This is a genomic window from Streptomyces sp. NPDC056734, assembly GCF_042790455.1.
In the GTDB taxonomy this organism is placed as follows: Bacteria; Actinomycetota; Actinomycetes; order Streptomycetales; family Streptomycetaceae; genus Streptomyces.
Window position 1 is genome coordinate 192,162 of sequence record NZ_JBHTZD010000012.1, and the last position, 19,176, is coordinate 211,337.

Below are 19,176 nucleotides of genomic sequence, written 5' to 3' on the forward strand. Positions count from 1 at the left end.
GGGGGGCCCGGGGGGCCCCGCAGGCCCCACCAGCCCCCCCCCCCCCCCGGGGCGGGGGGGGGGGGGGGCGGGGGGGGCCGGCCGGGGGGCCCCCCCCACGCCGGGCGGACACCTTCGTGAACTCACGCGTTCGGCGGCGCGAACAAGGCGGACACCCAGGTGAGGGACACCACCCGGAAAACTGCTCCGGCCGGTCCACATGTCCGCGCCCGGCGGCGTTAGGGTTGTCGTACGCGGCGGCTGGCGGCCGAGCCTTCGTAGCGCGGGCGCCACGACCGTCCCGGTCCCTCGCCGCGTCCCCGAAACGAAGGTGTCATGCCCGCTGTGAACGCCCCCGGCGCCGGAAACCTCGACGACGACGACTACCCCGCCTACACCATGGGCCGGGCCGCAGACGTGCTCGGCGCAACCCCCGCCTTCCTCCGGGCCGTCGGCGAGACCGGACTGATCACGCCGCTGCGTTCGCAGGGCGGGCACCGCAGGTACTCGCGCCGCCAGCTGCGCGTCGCCGCCCGCGCCCGCGAGCTGGTCGGCCAGGGCACCCCCGTCGAGGCCGCCTGCCGGATCATCGCCCTGGAGGACCAGCTCGACGCCGCCCTCCGCCAGAACCGGGACATGCGCCGCCGGCTCGACGCGTTCGGCGCGCACGGTGGTACACGCGGTGGTACACACGCTGCGGATATCTGATCCCGCCGGTACAGAAACAGCGCCCTCGGCGGCACCAGAGTCACCGGAACGACCCGGAAAGCGCATCGCCGCCTCCGGCCGACCTGTGTTAGCTTGTTAGCAGTTGCAGTTTTGGTTGCCAGAGATTTATCTTTGCAGAGCTTTCCGGATCTTTCCGGAGGGGTGATCATCGCGGCGACTCGGCTCCGTAAAGTGCGGAGTCCGGTACTGCCCCCCAAGGGAGATTCAATATGGCATCTGGCACCGTGAAGTGGTTCAACGCGGAAAAGGGCTTCGGCTTCATTGAGCAGGACGGCGGCGGCGCCGACGTGTTCGCGCACTACTCGAACATCGCCAGCTCCGGCTTCCGCGAGCTTCAGGAAGGCCAGAAGGTTACCTTCGACGTCACGCAGGGTCAGAAGGGCCCGCAGGCCGAGAACATCGTTCCCGCCTGACGCTGACGCGAAATCGTCGCGAGCCAGTGGCTCGCGCATCACCATGAACTGGGGCCCGCGCTCTTGGGGTGCGGGCCCCAGCTCATTGTTTTCCGGACTTCCGCTGGCCCGCGTCGCCTCTCGGCCGCACATTCCCGGAATTCCCGGTCCATCGATAGACCCGGCCCCATTTCACGGCCCGGCTCTTCTTTTTTCTTCGGCTCATTCTTGCGAATCCGCGTGCGGCAACGCCGCCGGACGGAATTCCTCGATACGCCGCATCGAGGAAGGTTCCCATGAACCGCACCCGTCGCACCGGCGGCACTTCCGGTGGTTTCCGCGCGGACCGTCAGTCCGCGCGCTCGTCCGGCTCCGGCCGTGGCAGCCGCTTCCGTGGCCAGGAGAGCGGCCGTCAGAGCCCGCGTCCCGGCAAGGGCGGCGGGGGCGGCTCCCGCTCCGCCGCGCGTCCCCAGGAATTCACGCTGCCGGTCACGCTCACCGAGCCGCTGCCGGCCGTCGAGACATTCGCCGAACTGGACATGCCCGAACGGCTGCTGGCCGCGCTCACCGCCGAGGGCGTGACCGTGCCCTTCCCGATCCAGGCGGCCACCCTGCCCAACTCGCTGGCCGGCCGGGACGTCCTGGGCCGGGGCCGCACCGGCTCCGGCAAGACGCTCGCCTTCGGCCTGCCCCTGCTGGCCCGCCTGGACGGACAGCGGGCCCAGCCCGGCCAGCCGTTCGCCCTCGTCCTGGTACCGACCCGGGAACTGGCCCAGCAGGTCACCGACTCGCTCACCCCGTACGCCCGCGCCCTGCGGCTGCGGCTGGTCACCGTGGTGGGCGGCATGTCCATCGGCCGCCAGATCAGCGCGCTGCGCAGCGGCGCCGAGGTCGTCGTCGCGACACCCGGGCGTCTCAAGGACCTGATCCAGCAGGGCGCCTGCCGGCTGGACCAGGTCTCCGTGACCGTCCTGGACGAGGCCGACCAGATGGCCGACATGGGCTTCATGCCGCAGGTCACCACGCTGCTCGACCAGGTCCCGTCCACCGGTCAGCGGCTGCTGTTCTCGGCCACCCTGGACCGCAACATCGATCTCCTGGTACGCCGTTACCTCCACGACCCCGTGGTGCACTCGGTCGACCCGTCCACCGGGACGGTCACCACCATGGAGCACCATCTGCTGCATGTGCGCGACACCGAGAAGCACGACACGGCGACGGAGATCGCCGCCCGCGACGGACGCGTCCTGATGTTCCTGGACACCAAGCACGCGGTGGACCGGTTCACCAAGCAGTTGCTGTCCGTCGGGGTGCGCGCCTCCGCGCTGCACGGCGGCAAGTCCCAGTCCCAGCGCAACCGGACGCTCGCCCACTTCAAGGACGGCCATGTGTCGGTCCTGGTGGCCACCAACGTCGCCGCCCGTGGCATCCACGTCGACGACCTCGACCTCGTGGTCAACGTCGACCCGCCCGGCGACCACAAGGACTATCTGCACCGCGGCGGCCGTACCGCCCGCGCCGGTGAGTCCGGCACCGTCGTCACCCTCGTCCTGCCGCACCAGCGGCGCGCGGTGGACCGGCTGATGGCCGACGCCGGGATCGCGCCCCAGAACCTCCGGGTCCGTCCGGGCGAGCCCGAGCTGAACCGCATCACCGGCGCCCGGACGCCGTCCGGCGAGCCGGTCACCATCACGGTCCCCGCCCCGGCCGACGCACGGCGCGAGGGCAAGGGCTCTGCCGGGCGCAGCCGCCGCGGACGCGGCGGCGGGTCCGGCGGCGGGAACGGCCGTGCCGCCGGGTCCGGTGGCAGTGGCCGCAGCGGCGGTGGCGCGGGCGGCAGTGCCCGCGGCGGCTCCGGCACCGGTGGCAGCGGTGGCAGCGGTCGTACCGGCGGTGCCCATGGCGGGGCCGGGCGGAGCGCGGGGCCGGGTGGGAACGCCCGGACCGCCGGCCGGGTCCGTCGTGCCGCCCCGCGGAACAACCCCTGATCCGAGCACAGGGACACGCTCCCAGCAGCGGTCGGGACGGGCTGCCGCCCGTTCCCGGCCGCGTCCACGACGAGGAGAGGCCCTTGACGTCACCGATGCTGCTTCGCGACGGGACACCGTCGGCCGGTGCCCCCGGCGACCTCGCCGATGGCACCGGGCTGACCGCGCGTGACGCCATGGGCGCTCCCGGGCCGCAGGTCGACGACCACATGGCGGTGGACGTGGCCCTGTCCGTGCTCATCGGCGCCCGCGTCCACCATCTGCTGCTCCGGGACGAGGACGGGCGGTGCACGGGTCTGGTCACCCGGGCCCAGCTCGCCGCGCACCGCGGCGGCACCTGGTACGGCGACCGGACCCGGCTGCGGGACATCCCGCTCGACCGCGGACCGTTCACCGCGTCCGTCTCGATGCTCGGCGAGGCGGAGGACGCCATGCGGGTCCGGACCCTGGATGTGTCCCCCGTGATCGACGAGCACGGCTACGCCCTGGGCGTGCTCACCCTGGTTCCCTGACCGCCGAGCCGGTCGCGCTCGCGCGGCCGGCCTCTTCGGAGTTCTTCCCCACCCCTGTGGAGGCAGCCATGCGCTGTGTCATCGCCCGTTTCCCCTTCGACCTCACCAAGAGCGAGGTCGAGCAGTCGATGAGCGGTATCACGCCCGAACCGGTCACCGGTGTGTCGGTGACCATCGACGGCCAGGTGTACCCCGTGATGCAGGTCGGTGAGGTGGTCACCAGGCTCGACCGCCGTGACTTCACGACCGTCGAGATGCGCCGCGCCCTGACCCGGCTCGGTTTCCCCTGCCAGGAGGCCCGCCCGGCCGCCCCGGCCCGCGACCCGCTCCTCGGCGAGGACGCGCTCGGCTGGTGACGGGGGTGGCCGGCGTCGGTCTCAGTGGCCGGAGATCGGGTGCGGGGTGTACGGCTGCTCCAGTTCCGCGATCTCCTTGCCGGTGAGGGTGAGTTCGACGGCGGCGATGGCATCCTCGACGTGCCCCGGCCTGGACGCGCCGATGACCGGGGCGGTCACCGTGTCCTGGTGCAGCAGCCAGGCGAGGGCCACCTGGGCGCGCGGCACCCCGCGCTCGGCGGCGATCCGGGTGACGGTCTCGACGACGGCCCGGTCACCGTCCCGGTAGAGGGTGCTGCCGAAGTCGTCGGTGGTGCTGCGGCCGGTCTCCGTGCCCCAGTCACGGGTGAGCCGGCCCCGGGCCAGCGGGCTCCACGGCAGCACACCGACGCCCTGGTCCGCGCAGAGGGGGAGCATCTCGCGCTCCTCCTCGCGGTAGATCAGGTTGTAGTGGTTCTGCATGGCGACGAACCGGGTCCAGCCGCCCAGCCGGGCGGTGTACTGGGCCTTGGAGAACTGCCAGGCGTACATCGAACTCGCCCCGAGGTAGCGCACCTTGCCCGCCCGCACCAGATCGTGCAGCGCCTCCATCGTCTCCTCGATGGGGGTGTGCGGGTCCCAGCGGTGGATGTAGTAGAGATCGACATAGTCGGTGCCCAGCCGGGTCAGGCTGTGGTCGATCTCCGTCATGATGGCCTTGCGGGACAGTCCGCCGCCATTGGGGCCCGGCCGTGTCCGGCCCTGCACCTTGGTCGCCAGCACGATCTCGTCGCGGTCCGCGAAATCGCGCAGCGCCTTGCCGACGATCTCCTCGCTGGTGCCGTCCGAGTAGATGTTCGCGGTGTCGAAGAAGGTGATCCCGGCGTCCAGCGCCTGCCTGATCAGCGGGCGGGCGTCCGCCTCGGCCAGGGTCCACTCGTGCTTGCCCCGGCCCGGCACGCCGTAGGTCATACATCCCAGGCAGATCCGGGACACGTCCATTCCCGTCGAACCGAGCTTCACGTACTGCATCGTCGCTGCTCCTGTCGTGGTGTGGGATCGCAGGATAACGCCGTTAACGCCGCTCGGGCCCGGAAGGGCGCACCTGTCGGGCAGCCGTATCAACGTCCCGGGGCGCCCTAACATCGTTAACATGCCGACCGGTCAAGAGGACTCCGCGCCCGTACGAGACGAGGAACCCACCCCCGTACGAGCCACCGCCCCACCCCCCGCGACCCGCGCCCGGGCACTGGTGTCCGCCGCTCTGGGGATCGTCGACGACGGCGGGCTCGAAGCGCTCACCATGCGGCGGCTCGCCGATGCCCTCGGGCTTCAACTGCCCGCGATCTACCGTGTCTTCAGCAACAAGGGCGCCCTGCTGGACGAGATGGCCGAGGCGATCCTCGCCGACGCCCTCACCGAGAGCCGGGGCGAGCCCTGGCAGACCGAGGTCGCCGTCCTCGCCCGGCGGCTGCGCCAGGCCCTGCTAGGGCGGCGCGACGGTGCCCGGATCGTCGGCGGCAGTTACGCCGCCCAGCGCCACAACCTCGCCTTCGCCGACCGCCTCGTCGGCGTCATGCGGCAGGCAGGGCTGCACGGAACGGCCGCCCTGTGGGCCACCACCACGGTCTTCTGCTACGTCCTGGGCGAAGGCCTCGAACAGCAGGGCCGGACCGAGGACGTCCTCGACCGGCTCGACCTCCACGGCGCCCGGCAGACCTACCCGCATCTCTACGCCACCCCCGTCGAGGAGATCGTCAACTTCGACGCGCGCTTCGAGTTCGGCCTCGGCCTGATCCTGAGCGGCCTGCATCAGCGGGCGACCGCACCCCAGGACTGAACAGGCGAACGATGGTCATGTGAGGAACGCTCACCCTCAGGTCGTGGTGATCCGGATCGTGCCCGCGGCTTCCTCGGCGTGGCGCAGGGCGTCCGCCGAGGTGGTGCCCCGGGTCATCACCGAGCCCGCCCGGTCCCAGGAGCTGCACAGTTCGCGCACGGTGTCGCCGGGCTTCAGCTGGAGGGAGAGGGAGAGCACGCCGGGCAGACGGGCCGCGTCGTCGGCGCCCTCGACGGACACCACCTCGCCGGGGACCGCCTCCAGGAAGCGGACCGCCGCGCCGCCGGCCGGCCGCCGGGGCAGCGGCTCGGGGCACTCGCCCCGCATGACGGTGTAGAACGCGCCGGCCAGGTCGATCCGGTACGCCTCCTCGATCAGCATCGGGATGCCGTCGCCGGGGAACCGGCCGGCGCACTCCACCAGGTACGGGCGGCCGTCGCTGACGATCCACTCGCAGTGCACCATGCCGCTGCCGAAGCCGACCGCGCGCAGCACCGTCTCGGTCTGGGCGACCAGCAGTTCGCCGAGTGACTCCGGGATTCCGGCGGCGGGCACGGTGTGGCCCAGTTCGATGGGGCGCGGGCCGGGGTAGAGCAGCTTGCCGGTGACATTGGAGAACAGCACCTCGCCCGCGCTGACCAGCAGTTCGACGCTGTACTCGGCGCCGTGGACGTAGGTCTCGATCAGCATGCGCAGTTCGCGTTCCCGGTCCGGCACCCGGTCGCCCTCGTCCTGGCTGGTGCACTCCGTCCACGCGGCATCCAGGTCGTCCAGCGAGTGCAGCACCTTGGTGCCGACGGACGCCTGCCGGTTGGACGGCTTGAGGACCACGGAGCCGGGGTGGGCGGCCACGAACTCGCGCACCTCGTCCGGGGAGGTGACCTCCCGGGACACCGGGTTGAGGACGCCCGCGGCCCGGGTGACCCGGCGCAGCAGCGACTTGTCCCGCATGATCCGGGCCGCCCCGGCCCCGGCCCCCGGCACTCCGTACCGTTCGGCCAGCCGGGCCGCGAACGGTGTCGCGTACTCGACCAGCGGGGCCACCACGGCCGGGTCGAGGTCGGGGTAGGTGTTGAAGAACTCGTCGGCGGCGGCGGGGAGCTGGTACTCCCACTCGATCAGCTCGCGCAGCATCGCGGCGCCCTCAAGGGCGTTCTTGACATCGCCCTTGCGGATCACGTCCGGCTCGTCGATGACGATCACCGAGCCGGGGGCGAACTCCTTGATGTGGGGCAGGACATTGACGTAGCCGACGATGATCCAGGGCTGCTCGGTCATGGTGCTTCTCCTAGGAGAGGGAGGTTGTCAGTGGCCTTGTCAGTCGCGCCAGTCGCGTCAGTCGCGGATTTCGAGCGTGCAGCACTTCACGCTGCCGCCCGCCTTGAGGAGTTCGGCCAGGTCCACCCGGTGGGTGCGGAAGCCGTGGGCGCGGAGCTTGCCGGCCAGGGCGGTGGCGGGCTCGGGGAGGATGACGTTGTGGCCGTCGGAGACCAGGTTGAGGCCGAAGGCCAGGGCGTCCTGTTCGTCCGCGAGGACGGCGTCCGGGAACAGCTGTTGCAGGACGCACAGGCTCTGCGGGTCGAAGGCGCCGGGGTAGTAGACGATCTCGTCGTCGTCGAGGGCGGCCAGCGCGGTGTCCAGGTGGTAGAAGCGCGGGTCGACCAGTTTCAGGCTGACCACCGGGCGGCCGAACAGTGCCTCGGCCTCGGCCTGGGAGCGGGGGTCGGAGCGGAAGCCGTTACCGGCGAGGATGGCGCCGCCGGTGGTCACGTAGTCGCCCTCTCCCTCGCTGGTGAAGGCAGCCTGGACGACCTGTGCCTCCGGATAGCCCTGCCGCCGGAACCACTGGGCCCACAGCTGTGCCTCGGCCTGGCGCTCGGGGTGGTGGAACCTGGAGATCAGGGCCTTGCCGTCCACCACCAGGGCGCCGTTCGCGGCGAACACCATGTCCGGGAGTCCCGGGGCGGCGTCGATCGTACGGACGTGGTGGCCCAGCTCGATGAACAGCGCGCGCAGGTCTTCCCACTGGGCGATGGCCAGCTCGCGGTCGGTGGGCTTGTCCGGGTCCATCCAGGCGTTGATGCGGTAGCTGACCTCGAAGTGGTCGGGACGGCACATCACATACGTACGGGTGCGGGCCTGGCGGGGGGCCTGACCGGGGATCGGGGCGGCCTCGGGGGCGAGGAGGTCGGTCATGGGGTGGGGTCCTTTCGGGGGGAGGGGAGGGGGCCGTGGGCTCGTTTCCCGGGGGTCAGGCGGTGATGCCCAGGCTGAGCGGGAAGCCGGGCCTGCCGCCCAGGAGGTGGGCGCCCGCGGACTGGAGGATCTTGTCCTGGGCCACCACGTGCTGGCACATCGTCATGGTGTCGCGGAGCCAGCGGTCGAGCGGGCCGGGCTTGTAGATCGCGGCGGTCTGCATCAGGTCGTAGAGCCGCAGGACGATGGAGCGGGCCGTGCGGAAGGCGTGCAGCCGGGAGAGGGGGAGCGCGGCGCGCTCCTCGGGGGTGAGGGCGTCGAGGGTGCCGGTCGTCTCCAGTACCTCCCACTGGCGGCGCATGGCGCCGTACACCGCGCTGCGGGTGGCGTTGAAGTCGGCCTCGCACTCGGCGAGGGTGACCTGCACCCGCCAGTTGTCTGCCCAGCCGCCGCCCCCGGCGGGGGACTTGGCCAGCACCTGCTCGCGTACCCAGTCCAGTGCGGCGCGGGCGACGCCGAGCGGGACACCGGGCATGTTGCGCATGTGCACCTCGGGCTGGGCCAGCGGGCCTTCGCCGCCTCGGACCGTGCCCAGGGTGAGGGTCCTGCCCTCCGGGACGAACACGTCGTGGATCGCGTAGTCGCAGCTGCCGCTGCCCGCCAGGCCCGTGGTGTGCCAGGTGTCGATGATCTCGACGTCCGCCCGGGGCACCATGAGGAGGATGGAGTCGTGGGCGCCGTCCACCAGGTGGGGTTCGCCGTCGTCGTACAGGAAGGCTCCGGAGATGACCCAGTCGGCGTGGGTGATGCCGCTGCCGAACTGCCAGCGGCCGGAGAGGCGGTAGCCGCCCTCGACCCGTTCGGCCCGGCCGACCGGGAAGAGCAGTCCGGCGGTGGTCATGTCGAGGCGGGGGAACATCTCCTTGGCCACCGTCTCGTCGAGGAACGAGGCGTAGAGGCCGGAGTCCATCCCGATCATGGCGGCCCAGCCGGCCGAGGCGTCGCCGTATGCCAGGGCCTCGACCACCTCGGTCTGCTCGACGGAGGTCAGCTCCGGGCCGCCCCAGGCCCTGCTGAAGCCCATCCGGAACGCGCCGGTGGAACGGATCAGTTCGACCACGTCGGCGGGGAGGCGGCGGTTCTTCTCGATCTCGGGGGCACGTTCGCGCAGCTGCGGGGCGAGCGCCTTGGCGGCGGCGAGGATCTCGGCGGCGGTGTTGGGGACCGCCCCAGTGTGTGTCATGTCAGGACTCCTTGGTCATGGTCGTCGCGGTCGTGGCGGTCGCCAGCTGGTGGAATCTGCCGTGCAGGAAGAGCAGGGGGGGCTGGTGGTCGCGGACGCCGGTGGAGACCACCTCGCCGATCACCATCGTGTGGTCGCCGACGTCGAAGCTGTCCCAGAGCACGCACTCAAGGCCGCTCTGGGCGTCCAGCATCAGGGCGCCGGTGGCCGGGCCGGGCCGGGCCTGGAGGGCGTCGACCACCTCGGCGCGGTCGCCGTGGCTCCTGGCGAGCTGCCGGGCCAACGGCTCGGCGTCCGCGTCCAGGATGGAGATCGCCCACTTCTTGGTCGTGAGCAGATCGCCCAGGAACCCGGAGCCACGCCGCAGGGACAGCGAGACCAGCGGCGGGTCGAGCGACACCGAGGTCAGTGAGTTGAGCGTCACCGCGTCGTGGCTGCGGAGACCCTCGTGGTCCGCGTAGGTCGTGGCGACGCAGACACCGGTGGCGAAGTTGCGCATCGCGCCGCGCAGATCGGGTGACATGACAGCTTCCTCCTCGGAAAGGGCGTACCGGCCGGTGCTAGACGGCCTGGGCGAAGGTGAAGACCCGCTCGGGGTCGTAGCGGTGCTTGACCGCGCGCAGCCGGTCCAGGTTGGGGCCGAAGTAGGCGGCCTGGGCGTCGGGCAGATCGGGGTCGGCGAAGTTGGCGTACGAGGCGTCCCGGGCGTGCGCGCCCATCGCGGCGTGCAGTTCCGTCAGCCAGTCGAGATTCGCGCGGCGCACCTCCTCCGGGTCCCCGGTGGACCAGGACGCGTCCATCGAGATCAGAAAGAGCACGTCCCGGTGGGGGAAGGCGGTCTCGGTGACGGGCACCCGGTTGATGGCGCCGCCCCAGGTGAACAGGGCGATGCCGGCGCCGTCCGGGTTGCCGCTGCCGGGCCATTTGCGCAGGGCGGTCAGGAGGGTGTCGACGCCGGCCTCGGTGAGGGGCTCGGCGATGGTCCGGGTGCGGACCGCGAAGGGGTCTCCCGAGGTCTCGTGGCGCAGGTAGTCCTTGGCCTCCCAGTAGGTACGGTCCTCGATGTCCGTCCTGGTGGGTGCGGCGGCCGTCAGCGCGGGCGCCAGCAGGTCGCGCAGCTCGGTCGCCGGGCCCAGGTGCTGGCCGATCACGGAGACGGTGCCGTCGTCGTCGCCGGAGCGGCTCACCCCGATCCGGGCGGCGAACCGGTCGGGCGCGTCCCGCATGATCCGCTGCATCACCGGGAGCACCGTCTCGGCGTCGTCCAGGGGCCACAGCACGAGGCAGGTGGAGCTGGCGACCGTGGGCCGGGCCTGGAAGGTGAAGGAGGTGTTGATCCCGAAGTTGCCGCCCCCGCCACCCTTGCAGGCCCAGAACAGGTCGGGGTGCTCGGTCTCGTTGCAGGTGACCTGCCGGCCGTCGGCGAGGACGATCTCGGTCTCCACCAGGGAGTCGCAGGTGAGGCCGAACGCCCGGGAGACGGCGGCCACTCCCCCGCCCAGGGCGAGACCGCCGATGCCGACCTCGTCGGAGTTGCCGAGCGGCACCGCCAGGTCGTGGCGCTGCAGTTCCGCGTACAGCTCGCCGGAGCGGGCCCCGCCGCCGACGGTGACCAGCTCCCGTTCGCGGTCCACCGTGACGGTGTTCAGGCCGTGCAGGTCGAGCACCAGCCCGGTGGTGGCGGCCTGTCCGGCGTAGCTGTGGCCGCCGCCCCGGGCCACCACCGGCACGCCCTGTTCCCGGGCCCAGGCGATGCCCCGGGCGATGTCGGCGACGTTCGCCACGGAGAGCGTCGCGGCCGGGCGGACGTCCGCGTACCGCTTGTTGAACGCGCCGCTGTTCTCCTCGAAGCCGGGCTCTCCCGGCAGCCGCACCGTTCCGTCCACCTGCTCGCGCAGGCTCTGCCAGTCGGTCATCCCGCTTCCTCCGGTTCCGTCACTTCCGACAGGTACGAGACGCCGGTCTCGGCGTGCGGCCCGTACCGCTCCCACTCCTCGCGCAGCAGCAGCCCGCCGCCGGTGTCCTGCTCGGGGGTGTTGACGGTGTGTCCGGCGATCACCTCGCCGTCGGCCAGCACCATCGTGTAGGCGAGGTGGAGGGTGCCGTCCGGATCACAGACCCCGTTGACGTTCCCCCGGCGGACCGGGCCCCCGGCGAAGTCCGCCCAGACCAGGTCGTCCTCCTGGTGGTAGCGGGCCGTCACCCCGTCCGTGGCGGCCACCTTGCGGAAGCGGCGGCCGTCGTAGTCGATGGCTGACGCTCCACGCTCCTCGGGCAGCCCGTCGGCCCCGGTGCCGCTCACGTGTCCACGTCCAGCAGTCCCGCCGGCATCTCCAGCCGGGCCGTCACGTCCTTGCGCTCCAGCGGCTCCGCGTCCAGTGCGACGGCGGTGACGGCGGCGGCGAGCCGCTCCTGGCAGCTCTCCTCGTCCTCGCCGGTGCAGACCACGAAGGAGTGCCGGGCCAGGTAGCCGCCGGGCGGCAGCCGCAGTTCGGTGCCCGGCTCCACCATCGGGGCGGCGGTCACCAGCCCCGGCAGTCCGGCCGGCACCCGCACCTCGCGGACGGTGACGTCCTCGGCGGGGTAGCCGAAGCGGATGCCCGCGACCCCGTGCCGGGTGAAGGCGGTGTCCGGACGCAGCCCGGCCGCGACCTCCACCAGCAGCTCGCCGGGGTCGATCCCGGTGGCGATCCGGCCCAGGAACGGGATCAGGTCCCCGCCGAGCCGCCCGTTGATCTCGATGATCACCGGGCCGTACGAGGTGAGCTTGACCTCGGTGTGGGTCATCCCGTTCTCGACGCCGAGCACCTCGTGCGCCTTGGTCAGGACGTCGGTCAGTTCCTGGTCGTGCAGCAGCGGGTCGGCCGCGTCCACGACATGGCCCACCTCCTCGAAGTACGGGTGGTGCCCGGTCTCCTTGCGGGCCACGAACATCGCCCGGTACTCGCCCCGGTGCACCACGCCGTCGATGCTGATCTCGGGTCCGCGGGCGTAGCCCTCGACGATCGCGCCGCCCCGGAACGGCTCGTCGCCGACCAGGCTGGCGTTCGACGCGATGAGGTACGCCTCGTCGAGCTGGGACTCGTCCTCGGCGAGCACGACGCCCATCGAGGCGCCCAGGGCCCGGGGCTTGACGACCACGGGGTAGCCGATCCGGGCGGCCACCGCGCGGGCCTGCTCCAGGGTGTCGGTCATCTCGAAGCCGGGCTGGGGCAGTCCGGCTGCGGTCAGCACCGAGCGGGTGCGGTGCTTGTCCCGGCAGCCCTGCACACCGTCCGGGCCGAGGCCGGGGAGCCCGAACTCGGCGGCCAGTTCGGCGGCGGGCATCACCAGCGGTTCGTCGTAGCAGAAGATCCCGATGACGGTCCGGCGGGCCGCGATCTCCCGGGCCGCGGCGCGCAGTTCCTCGTGGTCGAAGACATTGACCACGGTGATCTCGTCGAAGTACTCCTGCTGCCAGTTGGGCTTGAGGTTGTTGATCAGGACCAGCTTGAGGTCCAGTTCGGCGGCGCGGCGGGCGGCGGACTCGATCAGGTACTCGCGATAGACCTTGAGCCCGCTGCCGATCACCAGCAGCACACGGTCGTCGGGGGTCACGGCGTCGGAGGTCATGGCGCCGGGCGTCGTGTCGTCGGGGGTCATATCGTCTCCTCTCGGAAGTCTGTGGTGAGTGCTTCGAGAATGCGTTCGGCGACCAGCGGGGCGGTGCGGAAGCCGTCTCCTCCGCTGGCCGTGCGGGCCCAGGTGCTGGGGCCGATCCGGACCAGGTGGGCGGCGCCCGTGCGGGCGTCCACCAGGTAGTGGCAGCGCTTGACCGCGATCACCGTGTACCGGTCGGGCTCGGTCAGGATCGGCTCGGCGAGCACCTGCTCGGCCCACTGCCGTTCCTCCTCCGGTGTACCGGCGGTGACCACGCTCGCCTCCCGGCAGGAGGAGGCCGAGCTGACCTTGAGGAGTGTCCCGTCGCCCGGGGGCAGGAGCCAGGCCAGGCCGTGGCTGCCGATCCGGCCGATGCCGGGGGTGCGTTCCCAGGCGGTGGCGAGCTGCTCGGGGGGCTTCAGGTAGACCAGGGTCTGGCGGTGCAGGACCATCGGCAGGTCGACCAGATCCTTCGACCAGGGGCCGGTGGCGATCAGGGTCAGGTCGGCGTCCAGGGTCTCCGCGTCGGGCAGGTACACCCGGCCGGTCTCCGCGTCCACCTCCTTGACCTCCTGCCAGGGGCGCAGGGTGACGTTCGGCTGCTCGTTGAGCCAGCGGACCAGGACCTGGAGCGCGTGGTCGGCGAGCAGGATGCCGCCGTGGCGTTCCAGCACCCCGACCGTGTTCTCGGGGAACCGGACGTGGGGCACGGTGTCCGGGTCGATCAGGCGGACCGGGAGGTCGGCGGCGCGGGCCGCGTCCAGCACGGCGTCCGCCTCGTCGGCCGGCCAGGCGGTGATCATGCCCACCCGGCGGTAGAACTTGGCGCCGGTCAGGGCCTCCAGGGCCATCCAGCGGCGGTGGGCCACCGCGATCCGCCGGGAGGCGGCCAGGTCGGCGAGGTCGAGCGCGCGCACGGCCCGGTGCTGGTCGAAGGAGGTGGAGCCGGGGTTGGGGATCGCGTCCCGGTCCAGCACGGTGACGTGGTGCCCGGCCAGGGCGCACCGGACGGCCGAGAGCAGTCCGGTCACCCCGGCGCCGATCACAAGGACGCGTTGGGCGTCGGCGGCCATCTCACACCGTCCCGGTGTCCAGCCGTGGCAGGTCCCGTACGGTGATCGCGGTCGTCCGGTCGGCGGGGGTGAGCCGGGTGTCGATCCCGGCCCGCTCGGCGAGGTCGATCAGGATCGGGGCGGCGCCCCTGAGCAGCGTCTGCACCTGGTGGCAGAAGTCGCCGGCCCGGTCGTCGGTCACCTCCCAGCGGTCCAGCCGGCCCAGTTGCTCGGCCAGGGTCTCGGCGGCGCGGCCGAGGCTGAAGGTGTCGAGTTCGTAGGCGGCGGCGAACCGCTCGGTGATCCGGTCGGCGGCCTCGCGGGAGGCGGCGGAGACGGGCAGGGTCTGCCCGGTCCACCGTCCGGCCTTGGCGGCGACCCGGTTCCAGGGCTCGACCAGCCGGGCGCCGGTGACGGCGGCAAGCGCGGACCAGCCGAAGTTGGTGCGCTGGTGCTCGGGGCTGGTGGCGGCCAGGTGGTAGCGGCCGACGTCGCGGGGCAGCCGGTCGGCGAGTTCCCGCCCCCAGACCAGGTGGCCCCGGCTGGTGGAGAATTTCTGGTGCTCCAGCTCGTAGAACTCGTTGGTGACGAAGCGGGCCGGCAGGGCGTAGCGGTCGTGCAGGGCGAGCAGCATGGCCGCCCCGGCGATGGCGAAGGGGAAGGTGTTGTCGAAGCCGAGGAAGTAGACGACCTCGGTGCCGGACTCCGGCCACCACAGTTCGTCGTCGGCGGACACCACCTCGCCGTGCCGTTCGGCGGCGAGGACGGTGGTGTAGATGGACCAGGCCATCGTCTCGGCGTTGGGGTTGACGCTCTGCCCGGCGGTCTCGGCGAACGGGGCGGGGATGCCCCAGGAGATGGGGTAGGTGACGGGGAAGTCGGGCAGCGGCCGGGCCAGCATCTCGTCGACGGCCTGGGCCATGTGCGGGCGCAGGGCGGCGCCGGTGCTCGCGAAGTACTCCCGCAGCCGCTGCCGGTAGTCCTCCAGGGGCAGTACCAGGACGGGGACCTCGCGCAGTTCCAGGGTCTCGTCGGGGTGCTCGGTGGAGCGGGGGTCGATGAGGTCGCCGGCCGCCAGGGGGTGGCCGCAGCTCTCGCAGAGCCCGGCGCAGCCCTCCGCGAGGCAGTTCGGGCAGCCGCCCTTGACGTAGCCGTCGACCAGGTACTGCCCGGTGCTGGGGGCGTAGGGGAAGAGGGTGGGCCGCAGGACGAGTTTGCCTTCGTCGTGGAGGCGGCTGACGAACTGGAGCACCTGCTTGGTGAAGCGCTCCTCGTCCCGGGTGAAGGCGTCCACCGCGATGCCCAGGGCGGCGAGGGTCGCCTCGATCCTGGCGGTGGAGTCGGTGACGAGTTCCCCGGGGGTGATGCCGAGGCGGCGGGCGGTGGTGACGACGAAGGTGGAGGTGTCCTGGGCGCCGGTGCCGAAGACGGTGTCGCGGCCCGCGGCGCGCTGGTAGCGGGTGAAGACGTCGGCGGCCAGGAACGGCCCGGCGAGGTGGCCGAGGTGCAGGTCGCCGTTGGCGGTCGGGGCGGGGGAGATCACCGCCGTGCGCTTGGTCATGCCGCGGCCTCCTTCTGGTGGCGGGTCAGGAAGTACTCGGACATGTCGGTGTCCCACCAGATGCCGTAGTACTCGAAGTCCTCGGCGGAGGGGTTGACGACCTTGTGGGTGCAGCCGGGCGGGAGGTGGACGATGTCACCGGCGGCGAACTCGTGGTGGACGCCGTCCACGACCAGGGCGGCCCGGCCGCTCATCGCGATGAAGATCTCGTACTCGTGGTGGCTGTGCGGGGTGGACTCGCCGCCGGCCCGTACGACGCACCAGGCGCCCTCGAAGGGGGCGTTGAGCGCGTCCCACGGCTGGAGGCGTTCGCCCTTGATGCCGTAGGCGGGGGTCAGGTTGGCGCGGTCCAGGCGGCGGATCTCCATCAGCGGCCCCCCGCCGTGACGGTGACGCTGCGCCGGTCGAGCAGGTCGCCGGTGATTTCGTGCGAGCGCTGGGCGAGGACGCTGAGCAGGGAGTCGGAGATGCCGTGGGTGGCCTCGTTGAAGCCCTGGAGGTAGAGGCCGGCGCGGGTGTCCTCGCCGAGGTCCACGCGGTAGCGGCGGTCCACCTCGATCTCGTCCAGGCCCACCTGGGCGGCCAGGCCGCGGACCAGTGCGGGCATGCGCTGGTCGTAGCCGGTGCCGAGCAGCACCAGGTCGCAGCGGTGCCGTTCGACGCGGCCGGTCCTGCGGTCGCGCAGTTCGAGGACGACCTCGCCGTCCTCCTCGCGGGCGGAGACGACCTCGGTCATCGGCCGGACGGCGGAGCGCTGGGAGCCGGTCAGTTTCTGCTCGTAGAGCATCATGTAGGTCTCGTCGAGGAACGGGGCGGCCAGACCGGCGTAGTTGGTCTGGCGGACCTCGTCGAGGATGTCCTTGCGGGCCTGCGGGGAGCTGGCGTGGAAGTCGTCGACGAAGGACGGGAAGAACAGCTCGTTGACGAACTTGCTGGTCTGGTAGTTCATCAGGCCGACCGAGCGGTGGATGAGCGTCGGCTGGCTGAGCGGCAGATCCTGGTGGACGGAGACGAACATCTCGGCGGCGCTCTGCGCGGCGCCGATCACCGCCACCCGTACCGGCCGGTCGATCGGATAGCGGGCGATCCGGCCGGAGTACTGGGAGCTGTGGATCACGCGGTCCGAGGGCAGGTCGGCGAACTCGGCGGGGATACGGGCGTCGCGGCCGGTGCCGACCACCAGGTCACGGGCGTCGACGGTGTCGCCGTCGGCGAGGGTGACGCGCCAGCCGATCACGGTGCCGTCGTCGGCCCGGCGCGGGGCGGCGCCACGGGCCTTGGCGTTGTAGCGGACTCCCACATGGTCGAGGGAGGTGGCCACCCACTGGAGATACTCGGAGATCTCCCGGCGGAAGGGGTTGAAGGTGCCGAGGTTGACGAACTCGTCGAGCCGGCCCTTGGCGTGCAGGAAGGAGAGGAAGGAGAAACGGCTCTGCGGGTTGCGCAGGGTCACCAGGTCCTTGACGAAGGAGACCTGGCTCCGGGCGAACGGCAGCAGCAGATTGCGCTGCCACTGCACATCGGGGTGCTGTTCCAGGATCAGGGTGTCGGCCGCCAGGCCGGTGGCGCCGGACTCCTCGATCGCCACCGCCAGGGCCAGGTTGGACGGCCCCGCGCCGATCGCCAGGACCTCGACCTCGTGGTTGGTCATGCTCTTCCACCTCGCTACTCGTCCCACCGCCCGTTCGAGCGAGCAGGTGAACGGCTCGTTCTTCTGTTCGAGTTCCGTTCGGTAGGACGAGTACAGCGAGAGCGGCTGTTGATCGACAGACTTGTCCGAATCGGACAATCAACGTGCGGTTGACCGGAATTGACCGGGCGGTCAGGTCAGCTGCGGGGCGGCGGCCTGCGGCCGGATCCGGGGGAACGGCACGGAGTGGCGGGACAGCAGGTTGCGGGCCGGATCGCGGTCCGCGACGAAGGCCCGCGCCAGCGGGTCGAGCCGGTAGGCACCCAGCCGGTCGGTGGCCCGGAGCATGCCCGCCTCGACCAACTCGTCGATCAATCGATCGGCTCCGGCCAGAATTGATCCGTCGGCCCGAAGCTCCAGCTGCGGCAGATTGGCCAACCGGTCGAGCAGGTCGGCCGCGCCGCAGCTGAGTTGGACATACGCCGAGTGGAGAACCTCCCGCAGGGAGAGGTCACCGACGCTCAGCCAGTCCAGCAGCGCCTCGGGGCGGTCGAGCCGGTTGACCGCCCAGCGCAGGGACATCCCGGGGTGGGCGAGCAGCTTGCGGGTGGCGATGTCCAGCGCCAGCGGCAGATCGCCGCACAGCTCGGCCAGCCGCTCGGCGCTCGCCGGATCGGCCTGGGCGCGTTCCGGCAGCCCCCGGGAGATCAGCGCGACGGAGTCGGCCCGGGGGAGCAGTTCCAGCCGGATCCGGTGGACGTCCCGCAGGCCGAGCAGCGAGGAGCGGCCGACGACGATGGTGGTGCTGGTCGCCGAGTCGACCAGCAGCGGGCGGACCTGCCGCTCGGAGTGCACGTTCTCCAGCAGCACCAGCACCCGGCGCTGGGCGAGCAGCGAGCGGTAGAGCCCGGCCCGCTGGTCGGCCGCCGCCGGGATCTGCCCGGCGGGCACCCCCAGCGCCGCGAGGAACTCGGCGATCAGCCCCGGCACGTCGTACCCGCCCTCGGGCACCGGGCCGAGATCGGCGTACAGCTGGCCGTCCACCATGGCCACGGCGAGGTCGTGCGCGTGGTGCAGGGCCAGTTCGCTCTTGCCGACGCCGGCCGGGCCGCTGATCACGACCGGTCCGGCGGGGGCGGAGGCGAGCCGAACCAGCTCGGTGTTGCGGCCGACCAGCCCCTGCGGGCGGGGCGGCAGTTGGAAGGGGGTGGGCAGCGCCGGGGCGGTGGCCAGGGGGATGGCGGGGGCGGGGGCCGGGGCGGTGACCAGGGCGGTGACCGTGGTCCGGGGCTGCTCGGGTCTCGCCGGGGCCGTGGGCCCCTGGGGTATCGGCTCGGCGGTCGGCTCGCGGGGTATCGCGTCGGTGGCGGACGGCTGGGGGGATGCTGCCGCTGCCGCTGCCGCTGCCGGCCGCCGGGGGTCGGGGGTGGCCATCGGCTGGTGGGGGCCGTGGGGGGCCGTCGGCTGCTGGTAGCCGTGCGTGCCCGTCGGCTGCTGGTGGCCGTGCGTGGCTGTCCGCTGCTGGTAGGCGTGCGCGGCCGTCGGCTGCCGGGAGTCCGGGGCCGCCATCGGCTGCCGGGAGTACGTCCGCCCGGCCGCTGCCCGCCCGGCCGCTGCCCGCCCGACCACCGGCTGCCCGCCCAACGGCTGCCCGGCCACCCGCTGCCCGTCCATCGACTGCCGGGAGACCGGCGGCGCGGGTGGTGGCGGCGGTGCGGCGGCCGGTGCGCCCGGTGCGGCCTGCGCCGCCGGGTGCGGTGGCAGCGCCGGGTGCGGTGGCATCCCCGGTACGCCGCCGGCCGCCGCCTCCAGCCAGTGGCGGCGCCATTCCTCCCGATCGCCGCCGCAGGCAGCCACGTACGCCAGCGCGACCTGGAGCGTGGGCAGCCGGTTCCCGTTGGCCGCGCTGGACAGCACCGACGCCGAGTACATCGCCGCCTTGGCCATGTCCCGGTACGTCGGACTGCCGGCCTCGATGCGCAGCCGGCGCAGGCGGCTCGCGAACTCCGCGACCGCTCCACCCGAGGCGTCCACTGATTTCTCCGGCCTCCCCATTCCCATCCCCTCATCTCTTGTACAGGTACTGGATGATTCGTACACA

The 19,176-nt window shown here is 72.1% G+C and carries 19 protein-coding genes; 6 read left to right on the plus strand and 13 right to left on the minus strand.

Features of this window, described 5'->3' with window-relative positions; translation table 11 throughout:
- The first annotated feature begins 315 nt into the window (after window positions 1–315).
- The 5 genes from ACFRFC_RS20035 (at window position 316) to ACFRFC_RS20055 (ending at window position 3,956) form a co-directional block, all read left to right on the plus strand.
- The gene (locus ACFRFC_RS20035; protein ID WP_382692236.1) at window positions 316–687 is read left to right on the plus strand and encodes a MerR family transcriptional regulator; all 372 of its coding nucleotides are present in this window, start codon (window positions 316–318) and stop codon (window positions 685–687) included.
- A gap of 230 nt (window positions 688–917) precedes the next feature.
- Entirely contained in the window at window positions 918–1,121 is a 204-nt protein-coding gene (locus ACFRFC_RS20040) for a cold-shock protein (protein WP_382692235.1), read from the plus strand.
- A gap of 275 nt (window positions 1,122–1,396) precedes the next feature.
- A complete protein-coding gene (locus ACFRFC_RS20045) occupies window positions 1,397–3,088 on the plus strand; it encodes a DEAD/DEAH box helicase (RefSeq protein WP_382692234.1) in 1,692 nt (563 codons plus the stop codon).
- A 176-nt stretch (window positions 3,089–3,264) separates the two neighbouring features.
- Window positions 3,265–3,600, plus strand: coding sequence for a CBS domain-containing protein (locus ACFRFC_RS20050; RefSeq protein WP_382692274.1), 336 nt, complete (start codon window positions 3,265–3,267; stop codon window positions 3,598–3,600).
- Window positions 3,601–3,668: 68 nt separating this feature from the next.
- Window positions 3,669–3,956 carry an SCO5918 family protein gene (locus ACFRFC_RS20055; protein WP_382692233.1) on the plus strand — a complete coding sequence of 96 codons (288 nt, stop codon included), beginning with the start codon at window positions 3,669–3,671 and terminating at the stop codon, window positions 3,954–3,956.
- Window positions 3,957–3,977: 21 nt separating this feature from the next.
- On the opposite strand, the gene ACFRFC_RS20060 is transcribed toward ACFRFC_RS20055, so the two are convergent.
- Window positions 3,978–4,946, minus strand: coding sequence for an aldo/keto reductase (locus ACFRFC_RS20060; RefSeq protein ID WP_382692232.1), 969 nt, complete (start codon window positions 4,944–4,946; stop codon window positions 3,978–3,980).
- A 121-nt stretch (window positions 4,947–5,067) separates the two neighbouring features.
- On the opposite strand from ACFRFC_RS20060, the gene ACFRFC_RS20065 reads away from it, so the two are divergent.
- Window positions 5,068–5,754: a TetR/AcrR family transcriptional regulator gene (locus tag ACFRFC_RS20065; protein ID WP_382692231.1), complete on the plus strand. Its 687-nt coding sequence runs from the start codon at window positions 5,068–5,070 to the stop codon at window positions 5,752–5,754.
- A 36-nt stretch (window positions 5,755–5,790) separates the two neighbouring features.
- Here the strand turns inward: ACFRFC_RS20065 and ACFRFC_RS20070 are convergent, their stop codons facing one another.
- The 12 genes from ACFRFC_RS20070 to ACFRFC_RS20125 form a co-directional block, all read right to left on the minus strand.
- Entirely contained in the window at window positions 5,791–7,032 is a 1,242-nt protein-coding gene (locus tag ACFRFC_RS20070; RefSeq protein ID WP_382692230.1) for an ATP-grasp domain-containing protein, read from the minus strand.
- A gap of 57 nt (window positions 7,033–7,089) precedes the next feature.
- Window positions 7,090–7,950: a dimethylargininase gene (gene ddaH / locus ACFRFC_RS20075; protein ID WP_382692229.1), complete on the minus strand. Its 861-nt coding sequence runs from the start codon at window positions 7,948–7,950 to the stop codon at window positions 7,090–7,092.
- Between the two features lie 55 nt (window positions 7,951–8,005).
- Window positions 8,006–9,193: an acyl-CoA dehydrogenase family protein gene (locus ACFRFC_RS20080; protein ID WP_382692228.1), complete on the minus strand. Its 1,188-nt coding sequence runs from the start codon at window positions 9,191–9,193 to the stop codon at window positions 8,006–8,008.
- 1 nt (window position 9,194) lies between these two features.
- Complete coding sequence (locus ACFRFC_RS20085; protein ID WP_382692227.1) at window positions 9,195–9,716, minus strand: flavin reductase family protein; 522 nt, start codon at window positions 9,714–9,716, stop codon at window positions 9,195–9,197.
- Between the two features lie 37 nt (window positions 9,717–9,753).
- Complete coding sequence (locus ACFRFC_RS20090; protein ID WP_382692226.1) at window positions 9,754–11,109, minus strand: FAD-binding oxidoreductase; 1,356 nt, start codon at window positions 11,107–11,109, stop codon at window positions 9,754–9,756.
- Window positions 11,106–11,495, minus strand: a complete 390-nt coding sequence (locus tag ACFRFC_RS20095; RefSeq protein ID WP_382692225.1) for a hypothetical protein — start codon at window positions 11,493–11,495, stop codon at window positions 11,106–11,108. The genes ACFRFC_RS20090 and ACFRFC_RS20095 overlap by 4 nt, the downstream gene beginning before the upstream one ends.
- On the minus strand, window positions 11,492–12,790 hold the full coding sequence (locus ACFRFC_RS20100) for an acetyl-CoA carboxylase biotin carboxylase subunit family protein (RefSeq protein WP_382692273.1): 1,299 nt from the start codon (window positions 12,788–12,790) through the stop codon (window positions 11,492–11,494). Before ACFRFC_RS20100 ends, ACFRFC_RS20095 begins: the two co-directional genes overlap by 4 nt.
- 41 nt (window positions 12,791–12,831) lie before the next feature.
- A complete protein-coding gene (locus tag ACFRFC_RS20105; RefSeq protein ID WP_382692224.1) occupies window positions 12,832–13,905 on the minus strand; it encodes an NAD(P)/FAD-dependent oxidoreductase in 1,074 nt (357 codons plus the stop codon).
- Window position 13,906: 1 nt separating this feature from the next.
- Window positions 13,907–15,445 carry a class I tRNA ligase family protein gene (locus tag ACFRFC_RS20110; RefSeq protein ID WP_382692223.1) on the minus strand — a complete coding sequence of 513 codons (1,539 nt, stop codon included), beginning with the start codon at window positions 15,443–15,445 and terminating at the stop codon, window positions 13,907–13,909.
- A complete protein-coding gene (locus ACFRFC_RS20115) occupies window positions 15,442–15,813 on the minus strand; it encodes a cupin domain-containing protein (RefSeq protein WP_382692222.1) in 372 nt (123 codons plus the stop codon). The genes ACFRFC_RS20110 and ACFRFC_RS20115 overlap by 4 nt, the downstream gene beginning before the upstream one ends.
- Window positions 15,813–17,096: a lysine N(6)-hydroxylase/L-ornithine N(5)-oxygenase family protein gene (locus tag ACFRFC_RS20120; RefSeq protein WP_382692221.1), complete on the minus strand. Its 1,284-nt coding sequence runs from the start codon at window positions 17,094–17,096 to the stop codon at window positions 15,813–15,815. The genes ACFRFC_RS20115 and ACFRFC_RS20120 overlap by 1 nt, the downstream gene beginning before the upstream one ends.
- A gap of 171 nt (window positions 17,097–17,267) precedes the next feature.
- Window positions 17,268–19,109, minus strand: coding sequence for a helix-turn-helix domain-containing protein (locus ACFRFC_RS20125; RefSeq protein ID WP_382692220.1), 1,842 nt, complete (start codon window positions 19,107–19,109; stop codon window positions 17,268–17,270).
- Window positions 19,110–19,176: the final 67 nt, after the last annotated feature.

Excerpts from the sequence above, each read along its gene's own strand:
- ACFRFC_RS20085 (WP_382692227.1), bottom strand. The coding sequence starts at position 9,716 with ATGTCACCCGATCTGCGCGGCGCGATGCGCAACTTCGCCACCGGTGTC.
- ACFRFC_RS20115 (WP_382692222.1), bottom strand. The coding sequence starts at position 15,813 with ATGGAGATCCGCCGCCTGGACCGCGCCAACCTGACCCCCGCCTACGGC.
- ACFRFC_RS20080 (WP_382692228.1), bottom strand. The coding sequence starts at position 9,193 with ATGACACACACTGGGGCGGTCCCCAACACCGCCGCCGAGATCCTCGCC.
- ddaH (WP_382692229.1), bottom strand. The coding sequence starts at position 7,950 with ATGACCGACCTCCTCGCCCCCGAGGCCGCCCCGATCCCCGGTCAGGCC.
- ACFRFC_RS20050 (WP_382692274.1), top strand. The coding sequence starts at position 3,265 with ATGGGCGCTCCCGGGCCGCAGGTCGACGACCACATGGCGGTGGACGTG.
- ACFRFC_RS20045 (WP_382692234.1), top strand. The coding sequence starts at position 1,397 with ATGAACCGCACCCGTCGCACCGGCGGCACTTCCGGTGGTTTCCGCGCG.
- ACFRFC_RS20105 (WP_382692224.1), bottom strand. The coding sequence starts at position 13,905 with ATGGCCGCCGACGCCCAACGCGTCCTTGTGATCGGCGCCGGGGTGACC.
- ACFRFC_RS20110 (WP_382692223.1), bottom strand. The coding sequence starts at position 15,445 with ATGACCAAGCGCACGGCGGTGATCTCCCCCGCCCCGACCGCCAACGGC.
- ACFRFC_RS20035 (WP_382692236.1), top strand. The coding sequence starts at position 316 with ATGCCCGCTGTGAACGCCCCCGGCGCCGGAAACCTCGACGACGACGAC.
- ACFRFC_RS20055 (WP_382692233.1), top strand. The coding sequence starts at position 3,669 with ATGCGCTGTGTCATCGCCCGTTTCCCCTTCGACCTCACCAAGAGCGAG.
- ACFRFC_RS20060 (WP_382692232.1), bottom strand. The coding sequence starts at position 4,946 with ATGCAGTACGTGAAGCTCGGTTCGACGGGAATGGACGTGTCCCGGATC.
- ACFRFC_RS20040 (WP_382692235.1), top strand. The coding sequence starts at position 918 with ATGGCATCTGGCACCGTGAAGTGGTTCAACGCGGAAAAGGGCTTCGGC.
- ACFRFC_RS20070 (WP_382692230.1), bottom strand. The coding sequence starts at position 7,032 with ATGACCGAGCAGCCCTGGATCATCGTCGGCTACGTCAATGTCCTGCCC.
- ACFRFC_RS20120 (WP_382692221.1), bottom strand. The coding sequence starts at position 17,096 with ATGACCAACCACGAGGTCGAGGTCCTGGCGATCGGCGCGGGGCCGTCC.
- ACFRFC_RS20065 (WP_382692231.1), top strand. The coding sequence starts at position 5,068 with ATGCCGACCGGTCAAGAGGACTCCGCGCCCGTACGAGACGAGGAACCC.
- ACFRFC_RS20090 (WP_382692226.1), bottom strand. The coding sequence starts at position 11,109 with ATGACCGACTGGCAGAGCCTGCGCGAGCAGGTGGACGGAACGGTGCGG.